Source organism: Neptuniibacter halophilus, assembly GCF_030295765.1.
GTDB classification, from domain to species: Bacteria; Pseudomonadota; Gammaproteobacteria; order Pseudomonadales; family Balneatricaceae; genus Neptuniibacter; species Neptuniibacter halophilus.
The window spans coordinates 1,576,098-1,590,767 of record NZ_AP027292.1 but is presented as its reverse complement, the minus strand read 5'-3'; the positions used below and the strand labels follow the sequence as shown (position 1 = coordinate 1,590,767).

General features: G+C 54.8%; 16 protein-coding genes and 1 rRNA gene. All 17 read left to right on the top strand.

The genetic code is table 11. From position 1 onward, the window contains the following. Positions 1-93 precede the first annotated feature (93 nt). A 5S ribosomal RNA gene (rrf, locus tag QUD59_RS07390) occupies positions 94-209 on the top strand. A gap of 435 nt (positions 210-644) precedes the next feature. Next, positions 645-1,415 (top strand): enoyl-ACP reductase FabI, encoded by a 771-nt coding sequence (gene fabI / locus QUD59_RS07385; protein WP_286240545.1) that lies wholly within the window; start codon positions 645-647, stop codon positions 1,413-1,415. 244 nt (positions 1,416-1,659) lie between these two features. Next, a complete protein-coding gene (gene pilM / locus QUD59_RS07380; RefSeq protein WP_286240544.1) occupies positions 1,660-2,583 on the top strand; it encodes a pilus assembly protein PilM in 924 nt (307 codons plus the stop codon). Beyond that, the gene (locus tag QUD59_RS07375; protein WP_286240542.1) at positions 2,580-3,179 is read left to right on the top strand and encodes a hypothetical protein; all 600 of its coding nucleotides are present in this window, start codon (positions 2,580-2,582) and stop codon (positions 3,177-3,179) included. The genes pilM and QUD59_RS07375 overlap by 4 nt, the downstream gene beginning before the upstream one ends. Next, positions 3,172-3,858, top strand: coding sequence for a type II secretion system protein M (locus tag QUD59_RS07370; protein ID WP_286240541.1), 687 nt, complete (start codon positions 3,172-3,174; stop codon positions 3,856-3,858). Before QUD59_RS07375 ends, QUD59_RS07370 begins: the two co-directional genes overlap by 8 nt. Continuing rightward, complete coding sequence (locus QUD59_RS07365) at positions 3,851-4,186, top strand: hypothetical protein (protein ID WP_286240540.1); 336 nt, start codon at positions 3,851-3,853, stop codon at positions 4,184-4,186. The genes QUD59_RS07370 and QUD59_RS07365 overlap by 8 nt, the downstream gene beginning before the upstream one ends. A gap of 22 nt (positions 4,187-4,208) precedes the next feature. After that, complete coding sequence (gene mshL, locus QUD59_RS07360; RefSeq protein ID WP_286240539.1) at positions 4,209-5,771, top strand: pilus (MSHA type) biogenesis protein MshL; 1,563 nt, start codon at positions 4,209-4,211, stop codon at positions 5,769-5,771. 10 nt (positions 5,772-5,781) lie between these two features. Beyond that, positions 5,782-6,684 (top strand): ExeA family protein, encoded by a 903-nt coding sequence (locus QUD59_RS07355; RefSeq protein ID WP_286240538.1) that lies wholly within the window; start codon positions 5,782-5,784, stop codon positions 6,682-6,684. Then, positions 6,681-8,000, top strand: a complete 1,320-nt coding sequence (locus QUD59_RS07350; protein ID WP_286240537.1) for a tetratricopeptide repeat protein — start codon at positions 6,681-6,683, stop codon at positions 7,998-8,000. The genes QUD59_RS07355 and QUD59_RS07350 overlap by 4 nt, the downstream gene beginning before the upstream one ends. A gap of 11 nt (positions 8,001-8,011) precedes the next feature. Next, positions 8,012-9,799: a GspE/PulE family protein gene (locus tag QUD59_RS07345; RefSeq protein WP_286240535.1), complete on the top strand. Its 1,788-nt coding sequence runs from the start codon at positions 8,012-8,014 to the stop codon at positions 9,797-9,799. Between the two features lie 3 nt (positions 9,800-9,802). After that, entirely contained in the window at positions 9,803-11,035 is a 1,233-nt protein-coding gene (locus QUD59_RS07340) for a type II secretion system F family protein (RefSeq protein WP_286240534.1), read from the top strand. After that, the gene (locus QUD59_RS07335) at positions 11,028-11,561 is read left to right on the top strand and encodes a type II secretion system protein (RefSeq protein WP_286240533.1); all 534 of its coding nucleotides are present in this window, start codon (positions 11,028-11,030) and stop codon (positions 11,559-11,561) included. Before QUD59_RS07340 ends, QUD59_RS07335 begins: the two co-directional genes overlap by 8 nt. An 80-nt stretch (positions 11,562-11,641) precedes the next feature. Then, complete coding sequence (locus tag QUD59_RS07330; protein WP_286240531.1) at positions 11,642-12,169, top strand: pilus assembly FimT family protein; 528 nt, start codon at positions 11,642-11,644, stop codon at positions 12,167-12,169. A gap of 12 nt (positions 12,170-12,181) precedes the next feature. Continuing rightward, the gene (locus QUD59_RS07325; protein ID WP_286240530.1) at positions 12,182-12,799 is read left to right on the top strand and encodes a prepilin-type N-terminal cleavage/methylation domain-containing protein; all 618 of its coding nucleotides are present in this window, start codon (positions 12,182-12,184) and stop codon (positions 12,797-12,799) included. Next, the gene (locus QUD59_RS07320) at positions 12,780-13,310 is read left to right on the top strand and encodes a prepilin-type N-terminal cleavage/methylation domain-containing protein (protein WP_286240529.1); all 531 of its coding nucleotides are present in this window, start codon (positions 12,780-12,782) and stop codon (positions 13,308-13,310) included. The genes QUD59_RS07325 and QUD59_RS07320 overlap by 20 nt, the downstream gene beginning before the upstream one ends. Continuing rightward, positions 13,310-14,212: a PulJ/GspJ family protein gene (locus tag QUD59_RS07315; protein ID WP_286240528.1), complete on the top strand. Its 903-nt coding sequence runs from the start codon at positions 13,310-13,312 to the stop codon at positions 14,210-14,212. The genes QUD59_RS07320 and QUD59_RS07315 overlap by 1 nt, the downstream gene beginning before the upstream one ends. Beyond that, entirely contained in the window at positions 14,202-14,666 is a 465-nt protein-coding gene (locus QUD59_RS07310) for a hypothetical protein (RefSeq protein WP_286240527.1), read from the top strand. Before QUD59_RS07315 ends, QUD59_RS07310 begins: the two co-directional genes overlap by 11 nt. Positions 14,667-14,670 lie beyond the last annotated feature (4 nt).

The window sequence follows — 14,670 nt, the reverse complement described above, 5'->3', positions numbered from 1 at the left end:
CGATAGAGAGTAACGAATTGACGGTATGTAGAAAGCAGTCAAAACTCTAAATCAAATACTAAGAAGAATCAGATCCGAGTTGTAACAGTTTTGCTTGGCGACCATAGAGTTGTGGAACCACCTGATTCCATCCCGAACTCAGACGTGAAACGCAACATCGCCGATGGTAGTGTGGGGTCTCCCCATGTGAGAGTAGGTCATCGCCAAGCATCTAATTACGAAGAACCCCTATCGCACACGCGGTAGGGGTTTTTTCGTTATTGGACCCGATGATCTTCGGTCACTGCAACGGCGCCCGCAGGGTCAGCAACCGCGTTTCTGATCATGGTAGGTCATCACAGACAGCCGCCTGCAAAACACCGGGTAACCCAGCCTAACGCGTTAACAGACTCCGTAGGGTGCCAATAGCGAAGCGTATTGCACCGATAGCTCCCATTCCTGCCAACGCCACCGACGAAGCGCCGGGTTACGCTACGCTAACCCAGCCTACGTAGTTAACAGTTTCCGTAGGGTGCCAATAGCGAAGCGTATTGCACAGTTGCCATGGCTCCAATTTTTTACAGACTGATGAGTTTGTCATATCCCTGTATTACGCATATGCGTAAAATAGGTGAGAACTATAGGGTTTTTACAGGGGTGTCGGGATGTCACAGCAGTTAATGACGGGTAAGAAAATACTCGTAGTCGGAATCGCTAACGATAAAAGTATTGCCTACGGATGCGCCAGGAAGCTGCGCGAGCAGGGCGCTGAGATTGCGGTAACCTATCTCAACGAGAAGGCAGAGCGTTTCGTACGGCCGCTGGCTGATGAGCTGGAGGCGAGCATTGTTTTACCGCTGGACGTCACTGTACCCGGTCAGATGGCGGCGGTTTTTGCTGAAATTGAAAAAGAGTGGGGGAGTCTCGATGGGCTGATTCACTCTCTGGCGTTCTGTCCGCTGGAAGATCTGCATGCGCCGATCTCTCAGTGTTCCCGGGAAGGTTTCCTGCAGGCAATGGACGTTTCCTGTTATTCCTTTATCGAGATGGCGGCTTTCGCCAGACCGCTGATGAAGGAAGGGGGCTCTATGATCAGCTTCTCTTATCTCGGCAGTGCGCTGGCGACCGGTGACTACAATATCATGGGTTGCGCTAAAGCCGCGCTGGAGGCGTCGACACGCTATCTGGCTCGCGATCTGGGACCGGATCATATCCGGGTGAACACGATCTCTCCGGGTACAATCCCGACGCGAGCAGCGGGAGGCATCAAGGATTTCGATGCGATGCTGGAATACAACAAGCAGAAGGCAGTGGATCATCAGTTACCCACGATCGAAGAAGTGGGTGGTGCTGCGCTGTATTACCTCAGTGATCTCTCCCGCGGTGTAACCGGCACTGTTCACTATGTGGATCATGGTGTCTGTATTGTCGGTTAAACCGATCCTTCCGTAGTCTGCTCTTCTGACAAAACCGGGGTGCTCTGCCCCGGTTATCTTCTACCAAATAAGCACTTTTTCAGGCTCTTTATTCGGGCTAAGTTCTGGTAACTTATAGGGATTACCGACGCGGGCTGTTTCTGTTTGAGTCAGGTCAGGGCGAATGGCCCTGACGCTTGATGGAAAACGGCGGTGCCGGTACATTGTAAGCTTTATCAGTGCGGGTACCGCAGGAGTAGATAGGTTGCGTTCACTGTTCCGGCCAAAAGCGGCAGCTAAGGGGTTAACTTCGGTGGTTTGGACCGGTGAAGGTGTGGCATTAGCCCACGTCCGTGACTCCTCCAGCCAGCCAGAGCTGACCTGTTGCCTGCATATCGATTCCAGAGACCCCTTGTCTGACGTTCGTCGCTTTAAAGAGGCGGTTGACGCCAACGACCTCAGTGCCAGCAGAACCGTGCTGGTATTACCGGATAACAGCTACCAGTTACTTCTGGTTGAACGCCCTGATGTACCCGAAGAGGAACTGACGCAGGCTTTGCGCTGGCGTGTGAAGGATCTGGTGAGCTTCGATATCGAAGAGGCGGTGCTGGACTATTTTGAACTTCCCGATGATGCCTACCGTGGCCGCAGCAGTATGGTTTATGTGGTGGTCGCGCAACAGTCTAAAGTAGACCGGCTGGTTGATTGGTGTGAAGAGATTGGTCTTAACCCTGAGGTGGTCGATGTTCCTGAACTGGCTCTGCTGAATCTCACCGAAGATCTGGCTGACAGCGAAGCGGGACTGGCTGTTTTCTTTATCGACAGCCGCAACAGCTCGGTTAACCTGTTGTCAGATTCGGCTCTCTATTTTACCCGTCATCTCAGCTATACCCGTGAGTCTGGCCCGGAAAGCGCCTCAGCGGCCGTGCTCGAGCTGCAACGGTCACTGGATTATTACGAGAGTCAGGTCGGCAAACCTCCATGCGTGCGTTTGCTGGTGATGCCGGTACAGGATGAGTCAGCACTGATGGAAGAGCTCCGTTTCAATCTGCCATTAGATATCCACTCCCTGAACCTGAATACGTTGATTGAGTCCCGAATCGAGCTCAGTCAGGCATTGCAGCAGAAGACAACTGTGGCGGTAGCTGCCGCTCTGCGTACAGAGCTGCCGGTCAGGGGGGCGAGATGAAACAGCGGATCAACCTTTATCAGCGGGTTAAAAAGCGTAACCGTTTCGACCCTCTGAGTTTTAGCGGAGCGGTGTCTGTTTTTTCCGTGTCTGTGACCCTGCTGTTGCTGATTTCTGTTGTGCTCACACTCTATGCCAATAGCCTGCAGTCGGATGCTCAGCAGTTAAATAAGCAACGCCAGGCGCTGACTGCTGAGGTCGCTACCGAACAGGCCCGGTATCAGAATTTACAGGTGCGCCCTGAAATTGAGGCGGAGCAGCAGAGGCTCAACAAAGAGATAGCCGGCAGACAGCAACTGTTACGCTTCTTTCAGCACCTGAAACCGGTTCAGCAGAATGGCTTCAGCCCCTATCTTTTTGCTTTGGCGGACAGCTCACAGCCGGAGAGCTGGTTCACCGCTTTTACGCTGGATGCAGAAACGCGTCAGTTCGTGATGCAGGGCGGGGCCGTTGATGGCCCGGCAGTACCACTGATGCTTGAACAAATCGCCCGACGTCAGGAGTTTCGTGAGATGAGGGTGAGCGGGTTAAATGTTGAAGCGCTGGAATCCGGAGTGCGGTTCCAGGCGAACGCTGAGTTGATCAATTATGAATAGACGCTGGCAGGTTTGGTCAGACAAATGGGCAGGTCTCAGTAAGCGTGAGCGCGGACTGGTGCTGGTGACAGTGACGCTGGCGCCTTTGGCGTTGATCTATGTACTGCTACTGGAACCTGCTCTGATCAAATTGCAAAAACTACCTGCGGAACTGGCGGAGCTGGAAACCGGCATTCGCAGTCAGCAGCAGGTGCTGGATCTGTTACAAAGTCAGGAGCCGGTAGATCCGAATATCGCGGCACGTCAGCAATTGCAGAAATTACGGGCTGAGCTTGCGGCGGCAGACAAGAAAATTAAGGAATCGACCGATCAATTGGTGTCGCCTGATCAGATGCTCGGTTTACTCCGATCCGTGTTAACTGCTGACACCGGCGTTGAGCTGGTGAGTATTAAAACACTGGGTGTTGAAACCATGGAGCTGGAGCCTGAGCCCACGGATACGCAGACCGGGTCAACAGACCCGTCTGATCAGCCAAAAGCGGTGTTATACCTACACCCTTTTGAGCTGGAATTGAAAGGCAGTTATCAGGGTTTGTATAACTACCTGCAGCGTATAGAGCAGTTGGATGGGGTGTTTTTCTGGGATCAACTGGATTACCAGGTTGAGCTTTACCCTCAGGCCAGTATTAAGCTGCGGGTGCATACCCTAAGTTCAGAAGCGGGGTGGTTAGGTGCGTAAATTCATTGCGGGCTTACTGCTGTTACCGGTTGCTCCCCTGTGGGCAGAAACCTTGCCAGCAGATCCGACCCGACCGGCGCCGGGTATTTACCAGAGTGCCGCGGCGGTTAAAGCGCAGCAGATATTTACTTTGAATGGTCTGACAACCGGTAAACAGCGTAACTCAGCGGTGGTTAACGGCCAGCAGGTAGTGGTAGGTGATCGCGTCGATGGTGCTCTGGTACTGGCCATTGATACGGCAGGTGTAACTCTGGCAACCGGCAGCGGCGAGCAGTTTATCGCGGCAGGTGAGCGTAAGGGATTCAGCAAGGTTAAGCGTGGTGAGTAGGTCATTAAGCATGAAAAATTGGATGGGTAAGGTTTTCCTGGTAACGGCGGTGGTGCTGTTGGCAGGTTGTCAGGGGATGCCGCCGGTGGCGGGTTCATCAACCCATCAGGAGGGTGTTGCCGCACTGGAGGAAGCGATTGAGCAGAATGCGCAACGTTCCGAACCGGCTCCACCACCGTTAGCCCCGGCACTGCTGCCCCCGCTCAGTCTGCAGCAGCCTGCGCTGGATGAGGAGCGTTTTGATATCACCGCCGAAGCATTACCGGCCCGTGATTTCTTTATGGGGCTGGTACAGGACACCCGTTACAACATGATCGTCCATGAACAGGTGGGTGGCAGTATCTCGCTGAGCCTGAAGGATGTCTCAGTGGATGAAGTGATGCAGGCGGTACACCGGGTTTACGGTTATGAGTACAGTCGTTCCGGTAATCTGTATCAGGTATTGCCGGCTTCTCTGCAAACGGAGATCTTCCAGATCAACTATCTGGATATTCAGCGCGACGGCACTTCCGATACACAGGTCAGTGCGGGCTCGGTAACGGCAGCAGGGACCAACTCAACCAGTGAAGAGGTGATCGGTACCCGCATCAGTACCAAAACAGCGACTAATTTCTGGGGCAATCTGAGCAGCACCTTGCAGACAATTGTGACCGGAGAAGGACGTAAAGTGGTGGTTACACCGCAGACCGGTGTGGTGGTTGTGCGTGCGCTGCCCAGTGAGTTGGCGACGGTGCGCGACTACCTGTCTCAGGCTGAACTGATTCTGCACCGTCAGGTGGTGATTGAAGCAAAAATTCTTGAGGTGACCCTGAACAGCGGTTTTCAGTCCGGTGTGAACTGGTCGATCCTCGGGGAGCCGGGTGAGGGTAATACGGCGCTCTTCTCCCAGAGTTCTCAGACATTGTCTAATGCAGACGACATTGCGGGTATTTTCACGGCGGATCTGAGCATCGGTGATTTTACTGCGGTCATCCAGTTATTGCAGAGTCAGGGCGACGTGCAGGTGCTTTCCAGCCCCCGGGTATCGACGGTGAATAACCAGAAGGCGGTGATCAAGGTGGGTACTGATGAGTTTTTCGTTACCGAGGTGGAGAACACCACCACCACGGGGACCAGCACGACCAACTCGCCAAGTATTGAGCTGACGCCGTTCTTCTCCGGGATTGCGCTGGATGTCACACCACAGATCAGTGCAACCGGTGATATCGTACTGCATATCCATCCCACCGTATCTGAGGTGGTGGATCAGCAGAAACGAATCAGTATCGGCAGTGATGACTTTAATATCCCTCTGGCACTGAGTTCTGTACGTGAGTCCGATAGTATCGTCCGGGCGGAGAGTGGCCAGGTGATCGTGATTGGTGGTCTGATGAAGTCTACCGACAGCGATACTCAGGCGAAAACGCCGGGGCTGGGCGACCTGCCGGGCGTGGGTAAACTCTTCCGTCAGGATCGTCAGGCCGGAAGCAAGACAGAACTGGTGATTCTGCTGCGTCCGGTACTGGCTAACCATGACAGCCTGCAGGATGAGCTGCAGCGTAGCCTGCGCTCCTTCCGTAATCTGATGACGGCTCCGGACGCTTAAGGGGCCCATGATGTATACGGAGCATTTTGGTCTCAATGAACTGCCGTTCAGCCTGACGCCGAATACCCATTTTTTTCTTAACCTGCCGACCCACCATGAAGCGCTGAATCTGATTCTGGTAGCGCTCGCCGGTGGTGACGGTTTTGTCAAAGTGGTGGGTGAGGTTGGCACGGGCAAAACCCTGCTCTGTCGTAAATTGCTTAACGCACTGGACGGCGATGAATACGTCACCGCCTATATCCCCAACCCCAACCTCAACCCGGATGAGTTTCGTAAAAGTTTTGCTCAGGAAATCGGCGTGCCGACGGAGGGGGTTGAACAGTTTGAACTGCTGAATGCGATCAATCATCGTCTGATCGAGTTGGCAGCTCAGCAGAAAAAAGTGGTATTGCTGGTCGATGAAGCGCAGGCCACGCCGGCGGATACGATAGAAGCACTGCGCCTGCTGACGAATCTGGAAACCGAATCCGCCAAGCTGTTTCAGGTGGTGTTGTTCGGTCAGCCGGAACTGGATGAGCTGCTCAGCCGCAAATCCCTGCGTCAGTTGCTGCAACGTATTACCTTCAGCTACCAGCTTAGCCATCTGGATCAGGAATCGGTCCAGCACTATATCGATCAGCGGGTTCAGCTCGCGGGTTTTCAGGGGCTGTCTCTGTTCAAGCGCGATGCGGCAAAAAAAATCGCTCAGGCCTCAGCCGGCACTCCACGACTGATCAACATCCTCAGCCATAAAGCGCTGATGTCAGCCTACGGGAAAGGCGATCTGAAAGTGGATAAACGTCATGTGCTGCACGCGATTGATGATACTCAGGGCTTAACCCGGCCACGAGAGCTGCAACCGCTGCTCTGGGCAGGTGTGGCGACACTGGCGTTGCTGACCGGGTATCTGGTTTATTCCGGAGTGGGTCTATGAGTCTGGTTAACGACATGCTCCGGGATCTGGAGCGGCGTAATGAGCGTTCCACCGCTGCTGCTAACCAGCAAGGGGTGAAAGCCGCCCAGCCTATCGAACCGCCTGCACCGAACCCGTTGCCGCGTCTGATCCTCTGGGGGATCGGTCTGCTGGCTATCTGCACCACGGGATGGCTGCTGTGGCAGGAGTATGCGCTGGCTGATAATAATCGAGCACTACCTGTCGCAGCGGTGGCCCCCGCTCCGGCGGTACAGCCTGAGCCGGTGGTGATTGAGCAGATCCAGTGGGCGGGCAGTGATCAGGCCGGCGATCTGGTAGTTCGCCTCAACGGGGCTGCAGATATCCAGTTGCTTAATCAGAGCGCCACTGAGATCGAAGTCGCCTTTGAAGATGTTGCCCTGAATACGCCGTTGCCAGTGATCAGTAGTCAACTGGTTGCTGACCTGCAGATCCGCAGTCTGGACCAGCGCCAGATTCTTACATTGAGTACCCGTCGGGGCAGTCAGTTCTCGTTCAAAGTTCAGCATAACCCGAGCACTCTGATTCTGGGGGTGATCCCTGCGGTTGCAGAGGAGGCCTCTGTGCCATCAGACCCTGTGGTGATGGAGAAACCGGATTCTGAGGTGGCGAAGCCGGTGGCGGTACAGAAGGAAACGCTACGTAATGGTGCCGCTTTGCAGGTGCAGTCAGAAGCTGAACCGATAAAGCGCACACCACAACCGGTCAGCAAATCGATTCAGCAGTTGAGTGATGCAAAAGTGGCTCAGCGTGCCCGTAGTCTGGTGAATAAAGGTCAGCTTGAGCAGGCAGAAGCGTTCCTCTGGCAAGAGATTCGTAAGCAACCGAAACAGATGCTGGCAGCGCGAGTGTTGCTGATTACGCTGCAACTGTCTGCAGGGGATACCGCTGCTGCGCAGGCATTACTGGACCGAAGTCTGCCACGACACCCTGAAGACGCAGCGCTGAAGAAACTGCAGGCACGGTTGTGGATCAGTCAGGGGCAGCCGGCGCAGGCTCAGGCATTGCTGATGCCAAACCGGCCCGGGCTGAAGGCGGATCCGGAATACCATGAATTGCTTGCCAGTGCTTATCAGCAGCAGGGGGCTTATGAGTCTGCAGCCCGGGTTTATTACCAGCTCTTGCAGCAAAATAATCAGGTGCCGCGCTGGTGGATCGGTATGGGCTACGCGCTGGAGCAGGCACAGCGCTATGCGGAAGCGCGTAACGCTTATCAGAGTGGATTGCAGATCCCGATGATGGCGCAGAATTTGAAAAATTATGCCCGGCAGCGCCTGCAAGCGCTGGCGGGTCGTTAGGGGAAGGGTGCATGGCCGCGCCAAAGATGAAAATCCGAATCGGTGACCTGCTGGTCCAGAATAACGTCATCAGCGAACAGCAGTTGATGGAGGCGCTGGACCGGCAGAAACAGACCCGGCAGAAGCTGGGTAAGACACTGGTTAATATGGGCTATGTCGAGGAGCAGCAGTTCCTCGAATTCCTTTCGCAACAACTGAATATCCCGCTGGTGGACCTGACCCATTACTCTTTCAATCAGGAGGATGTACTGCGGCTCCCTGAAACCCAGGCCCGCCGTTTCCGCGCGCTGGTGCTGAAAGAGGAGGTGGATCACTTTCTGGTGGGGATGCCCGATCCGATGGATATCTTTGCCTTCGATGAGATGCAGCGGGTCTTGTCGAAGCCGATTGAACTGGCGGTGGTCTCGGAAGGACAACTGCTGCAATCGATGGATCTGCTGTACCGCAAAACCAGTGATATCGAGGATCTGGCGGATCAGCTCAACGAAGAGATCGCTGATGACGCCTTTGATCTGGCGGCACTGACGGCTACCGATGAAGTTGATGTGCCGGTGGTCAAACTGCTGAAAAGCCTGTTTGAGGATGCAGTGCAGGTGGGTGCGTCGGATATTCATATCGAACCGGACGAAACGGTGTTGCGTATCCGTCAGCGTATCGATGGTGTGCTGCATGAGCATGTAATGAAAGAGAAGCGAATCGCCTCGGCGCTGGTATTGCGTCTGAAACTGATGGCTTCGCTGAATATTTCTGAAAAGCGTCTGCCTCAGGACGGGCGCTTTAATATCAATGTGTCCGGGCACAGTGTGGATGTGCGTATCTCGACCCTGCCGATCCAGTTCGGTGAATCGGTGGTGATGCGTCTGCTGGATCAGTCCGGAGGTATCATCGGGCTGGATAAAGTGGGTCTGCCAGAGAAAATGTTGCCTCGACTGCGCCGGCTGATTCATGAGCCCCATGGCATTTTACTGGTCACCGGCCCGACCGGTAGCGGTAAAACAACGACGCTCTACGGCGCGCTGAATGAGCTGAACAGTCATCAGAAAAAGATCATCACGGTTGAAGACCCGGTCGAGTATCGGCTTCCGCGTATCAATCAGGTTCAGGTTCAGCCGAATATCGGTCTGGATTTCTCTACCGTGTTGCGGGCCACACTGCGTCAGGACCCGGACATTCTGCTGGTGGGTGAGATTCGTGATCTGGAAACCGCTGAAATCGCCCTGCGTGCGGCGATGACCGGTCACTTTGTACTCTCGACCCTGCACACCAATGATGCGGTCTCCAGCGCCATGCGGCTAACCGATATCGGCATCGAAGGGTATCTGGCAGCCTCTGCGCTGAACGGGATTCTGGCACAGCGCCTGATCCGTAAGATCTGTGATAACTGCAAACAGCACTATCACCCCAGTGGTCAGGAGCAGCTTTGGCTGGAGGCCCGTCAGGAGGAGCTGGGGCTGGATGATATCGAACTTAAAAAGGGCCGCGGTTGTACCTACTGTAACAACACCGGTTATAAGGGCCGTACCGGTATCTTTGAACTGCTGGAGCTGAATGAGGCGATGGCGGACGCGCTTCGGCGCAACGATAGCGCGGCGTTTACCCTGGCGGCAAAAACTGATCCGCATTATCAGCCGCTGGTATACAGTGCTCTGGAGCTGGCGATTCAGGGGATTACCACGCTGGATGAAGTCTTCAGGGTGACCGAGCAACTGGATGAATCTGCTTATCTGGATGCGCCGGCAGCGACCGCAGCCAACCCGTCTTCGGCCGGCGGCATCAGCAGCGGATTAGAGCTGGAGTAAATCATGGCTCATTTCAGCTATCGCGGACGTAATCGAGAGGGCGCCGAAGTTAACGGACGAGTGGAGGCGGCTTCCGCGTCTATGGCGGCTTCTCAGCTCTCGTCTGAGGGGATTATTCCGGTCAATATTGAACAGGTTACTGCAGCGGCAGGAACCGAACAGAGCCAGAAAAAATCAACCCAGATTCGCCTGTTTCAGAAAATTACTCTGGATGAGCTGATCATGTTCAGCCGCCAGATGTTCAGCCTGACCAAAGCCGGTGTGCCAATTACCCGGGCGATGCGCGGTTTGGCGAATACGGTGCAGAACCCGCTATTGTCTGAAACCCTGAGCCAGTTGGCGGATGATCTGGAGAAGGGTAACGCGCTTTCGTCGGCGATGCGTAAGCACCCCAAAGTGTTCACTGAGCTTTATGTCAGTATTATTCATGTGGGTGAAAACACCGGTCAACTGGATCTGGCATTCCGGCAGATGGCCGGCTATCTGGAGCTGGAACAGCAGACCGTTAAGCAGGTCAAGCAGGCGACCCGTTACCCGATGTTTGTGATGATCGCCATTACGATTGCTATCGCGATTATTAACGTCTTTGTGATTCCCGCGTTTAAATCGGTCTTTGACAGTTTTGGCGGTGAGATGCCCTGGCAGACTCAGGTACTGATCGCTATTTCGGATTTTACCGTAAACTGGTGGCACAGCATGCTGGCCGTTCTGGTGCTGGCGATCATCCTGTTTATACGCTGGAAGCGAAGCGAGACCGGGCGATTGACCTGGGACAGGAAAAAACTGAAATTTCCGATCGTCGGGCCGATATTCTATCGAATCACCCTCGGGCGTTTCTCCCGTACCTTCAGTATTGTGCTCAAGGCCGGGGTACCGATCGAACAGGGCTTATCGATTGTGGCCAATGCGGTGGGCAACAGTTATATCGGTCAGAAGGTTGCCGGAATGCGTCAGGGGATTGAGCGGGGTGAGTCCTTTACCCAGACCGCGCATCAGGCCGGGATGTTCAGCCCGCTGGTGATGCAGATGCTGGCGGTGGGTGAGGAAACCGGACGGGTCGATCAGATGCTGGAAGAAGCCGCGGGCTTCTATGAGCAGGAGGTAGAGTACGATCTGAAAAACCTCACCAGCGCCATTGAGCCGATACTGATTATCGCCATTGGGGCGATGGTGCTGGTGCTGGCACTGGGTGTATTCCTGCCATTGTGGGAACTGAGTACCACCATCAATGGCTAAGGTAAACACACGGCCGGGTGGTCGCTGTCAACGCGGCGCCTCCCTGCTGGAAGTGGTTGTTTTGACGTTTATCATTGCGCTGCTGATGACGGTTGCGTATAAACGCTTCGAGCAGATGGCGGAAGACGTTGAACGGGTTTCGTTTCAGGGCGCTCGTCTGAAAATGCAGGCGCAGATAACCCTGAAAGTGGCAGAATGGTATGCGGCCGGGGAGAGCCAAAGCCGAACTGCGCTGCGGATGCAGAACCCTGCCGGCCTGATCTATGAAACGCCGGATAACTATGCCGGTGAGGTAGTTGAAGCGGAACTCAAAACGCTACCCGGACAACGCTGGTATTTCGTTACAGACCGACACTGGCTGGTGTACAAGGCCCTTCGTACTGAGGGGATTAGCAACCAGTTCAGCGAAACGGATATTTTAGTGTTGCAACTGGATCTTCAGATGCAACAGCCCGAAAGGGACCATGGAATGGTGCTGGAGGCCAGATTACAACCGGTTTTCCGGTTTGATTGGCAGCCTGATTGATGGGTCGGCACTATACTTGTGCCTGCCTTTTTGTTAAAAATTAAATAAATTACAAAGAGTTACCAGGAGCATGGGTCGCCATGAACAGACAAACGGGTTTTACCATTATTGAGCTTGTTGTTGTAATTGCACTGCTGGGTATTTTGGCTGCTGTAGCCCTGCCGCGTTTTATCAATGTAACCGAAGATGCGCACAATGCTGCGGTTAAAGGTGCTGCGGGTGGTCTGGCTTCCGGTGTTGCGCTGGCTAAAGCCAAAGCCGTAGTTGAGAATGCTGCCTCTGGTGCATCGGTCTCACTGGATGGTGCCTCCGTGGTTGTGAATGATTCCGGTTATCCGGTGGGTGAAGATGGTTCAGCTCCGGCTAATCTGGCGGCTCCGCAGGCTGCCGACTGTGTTGAGGTATGGGACAGCGTACTTCAGGGCAGCCGTCCGGTGGCTTCCACAGCAGATCCGGCAACGACCCCAGGTGTTGAATATCAGGCTTCTTCGAACGGTCCGGACTGTGCGTACACCTACTACAGACAGAACACTTCAACCTCTGAAGATCGCGTGATTACCTATGAAACGGATACCGGTAATGTCAGCGCCACCGGTACTGATGGCTAATGCCCCTTTCCTATGAGCAGCTCCCTTCCGTCATCGTCGGCGCGGCGCTGCTCGCGATCTCACCAGCGTGGTTTTACGCTGGTTGAGATCATCGTTGTGATCGTTCTGATCTCCATTCTCTCGGCCATCGCTATTCCCCGGTTTACCAACCTGTCCAGTTATGAAACGGTTTCCCTGCGTAACTCGGTACTGGGCTCTCTGAAACTGGCGCAGAAGGTGGCGTTGGCACAACATGCCGGCTCTGTTTACTGGGTGTTACAGCGCACCGCGAGTGACCGCTGGCAGATCAGTATTCTGCTGGATCAGGATACCAGCGATGCTGTCACGCCTGCGGATGTAACCCCTCCACAGCTTAAGGAAACGATTCCCGGTGAGGTCAGTCTCAGTTATCAGGTGTCTCTTGCCGCCGGGGGCAATGTAAGCGGTGTTCTGGGTACGGATGATAATCTGGTGGTGATGTATGACCCGTTGGGCAACATGATTCGGGCCAGACGCAATGTCAGCCTGAGCGTTGCAGCAGATTTCCCCGGAGCTGCCCAGACGGTCAACAGCAGTTTGCAATTCAATGACAGTCGTAAAGATTTCTGTCTCTCTCTGAGCGGATACGCCTATGAAGCCAGTTGCCGCTGAACGGGGGTTCTCTCTGGTCGAAATGATCATCACCATTGTGATCATTGCGATTGCGTTGACTGCAGCCATTGCCGGTTGGGGGACGATTGCCCGGCACAGCGCCGATGTGATGTGGCAGACCCGGGTTTCCTATCTGGGACAGGCCTATCTCGAGGAGATCCTTAACCTGCGCTACGATGAGCTCACCCCGGTGGGAGGACGACCGGTATGCGCTCCCTGTACTGCCGCAGCCTCGTTGGGGCCGGACAGCGGTGAAACCCGTTCCAGCTTTGATGATGTGGATGATTTTAACGGTTTGAGTGAGAGCGCGGTGGGATTGTTTAATGCGGTGGCCACGCCGGGTGGGATCGATGCTTATTCCGGTTATCAGGTTGCGGTCTCAGTGAACTATGTGGGCAGTGATTTCTTTACCGATAACGAGCGTGTGAAACAGGTCACGGTAACAGTCACCCCGCCGCAGAACACCGGACAGAGCGCGGTGGTCTTTACCGCCCTGCGGGGGAACTACTGATGAGCCAGCGTGGTTTCACTCTGATTGAGCTGATTGTGGTCATCACGCTGTTGTCGGTAATCTCGCTGGTAACGGTGAGCTTTATCGGCAGTACCATGCAGGGGTTTGCGGATCTGACCCGGCGTGACCAGCTCTCTGCTGCAGCACGGGTAGCGGTAGACAGGATGACCCGGGAGATACGCAATGCGCTGCCTAACAGTATTCGTATTAATGCGGCAGGCACCTGTCTGGAATTTATCCCGGCGCTGGCGGCTTCCCGTTATGACTCTGTACCGGTAACGGTATCGTCCGCGGCCAGCAGTTTCAGCAGTGTTCCTTTTGCTGAAGAGCCGGAGCGGGGGCGGGTTGCGGTCTATCCGCTCGATACCAACCGACAGGATGAGGTGAATCCGGGGGGAGATGATATCGGCCGCTCATCCGACCTCAATCCAATCTACGATCTGGACAGTTGGTCTATTATCTCGCCGCTGATGAGTGCCAGTAATGCGCTGGCCTCGGCCACCGGCAGTGTAACCCTGAACCTGACAGCAGCACACAGCTTTCCGGCAGGCTCTCCCAGCTATCGCTACTTTATTGTCGATGAGCCGGTGAGTTTCTGTCTGGTAGGAACCGATCTGTATCGCTTCCAGGGTGAGGACGGTAGTGCTTACAGTTTTGCTGAGTCGCAACCCACCGCCGCTACCCTCTACGCCAATCTGGTTGAGCCGCAACGGATTCTGCTGGCCAGCGATATTGTCAGCCCTGTGGATAACTCGCCGTTTCGCTATCTGGAGGCAACCTTGCAGCGCAATGGTCTGGTATTGTTCGATCTGCTGGTGGAGGATCAGGAGTTGGGCGTTGCGGATCAGACCCGGGAGAATATCCGGGTACAGTTTGAAGTGCAGGTGAAAAATGCCCCTTAATTCAGCATACACCCGGTTTGTCAGGTCTCAGCAAGGTCTCGGGCTGGTCTCAGCGATCTTTGTGATCACGGTACTGGCGCTGATTATTGTAGGCATGGCGCGCTTTTTTGGCCTCAGCCAGAATGCCACCTCTCAGGATTTTCTGGCTGCCCGGGCACTCGCGGCGGCCCAGACCGGTGTTGAACTGGAACTGGCCTGTCTTGAAGCTTCTGAAACCGGCTGCAGCGCTTCTGCGGCGGTGGGGAGCCTGCCCACTGCGCTGGATTACTGGCCCGGCCCAACGGCGGCTGAACAGTTTAATCTGGCGGGGTTGCGGGGCTGCCGGGCGGAGGTTTACTACCGCACAGTCAGTGCCGATACGGGGAATTTCTGGTCGATTGAGAGTGTTGGGTACTGCGGCGGAGCGGGGTTAGATGGTGCCTCGCGAGGCATCGTGATCCGGGCAGAACAGTAATCAT

Excerpts from the sequence above, each read along its gene's own strand:
- fabI (WP_286240545.1), top strand. The coding sequence starts at position 645 with ATGTCACAGCAGTTAATGACGGGTAAGAAAATACTCGTAGTCGGAATC.
- QUD59_RS07375 (WP_286240542.1), top strand. The coding sequence starts at position 2,580 with ATGAAACAGCGGATCAACCTTTATCAGCGGGTTAAAAAGCGTAACCGT.
- QUD59_RS07370 (WP_286240541.1), top strand. The coding sequence starts at position 3,172 with ATGAATAGACGCTGGCAGGTTTGGTCAGACAAATGGGCAGGTCTCAGT.
- mshL (WP_286240539.1), top strand. The coding sequence starts at position 4,209 with ATGGGTAAGGTTTTCCTGGTAACGGCGGTGGTGCTGTTGGCAGGTTGT.
- QUD59_RS07355 (WP_286240538.1), top strand. The coding sequence starts at position 5,782 with ATGTATACGGAGCATTTTGGTCTCAATGAACTGCCGTTCAGCCTGACG.
- QUD59_RS07350 (WP_286240537.1), top strand. The coding sequence starts at position 6,681 with ATGAGTCTGGTTAACGACATGCTCCGGGATCTGGAGCGGCGTAATGAG.
- QUD59_RS07345 (WP_286240535.1), top strand. The coding sequence starts at position 8,012 with ATGGCCGCGCCAAAGATGAAAATCCGAATCGGTGACCTGCTGGTCCAG.
- QUD59_RS07340 (WP_286240534.1), top strand. The coding sequence starts at position 9,803 with ATGGCTCATTTCAGCTATCGCGGACGTAATCGAGAGGGCGCCGAAGTT.
- QUD59_RS07335 (WP_286240533.1), top strand. The coding sequence starts at position 11,028 with ATGGCTAAGGTAAACACACGGCCGGGTGGTCGCTGTCAACGCGGCGCC.
- QUD59_RS07330 (WP_286240531.1), top strand. The coding sequence starts at position 11,642 with ATGAACAGACAAACGGGTTTTACCATTATTGAGCTTGTTGTTGTAATT.
- QUD59_RS07325 (WP_286240530.1), top strand. The coding sequence starts at position 12,182 with ATGAGCAGCTCCCTTCCGTCATCGTCGGCGCGGCGCTGCTCGCGATCT.
- QUD59_RS07320 (WP_286240529.1), top strand. The coding sequence starts at position 12,780 with ATGAAGCCAGTTGCCGCTGAACGGGGGTTCTCTCTGGTCGAAATGATC.
- QUD59_RS07315 (WP_286240528.1), top strand. The coding sequence starts at position 13,310 with ATGAGCCAGCGTGGTTTCACTCTGATTGAGCTGATTGTGGTCATCACG.
- QUD59_RS07310 (WP_286240527.1), top strand. The coding sequence starts at position 14,202 with ATGCCCCTTAATTCAGCATACACCCGGTTTGTCAGGTCTCAGCAAGGT.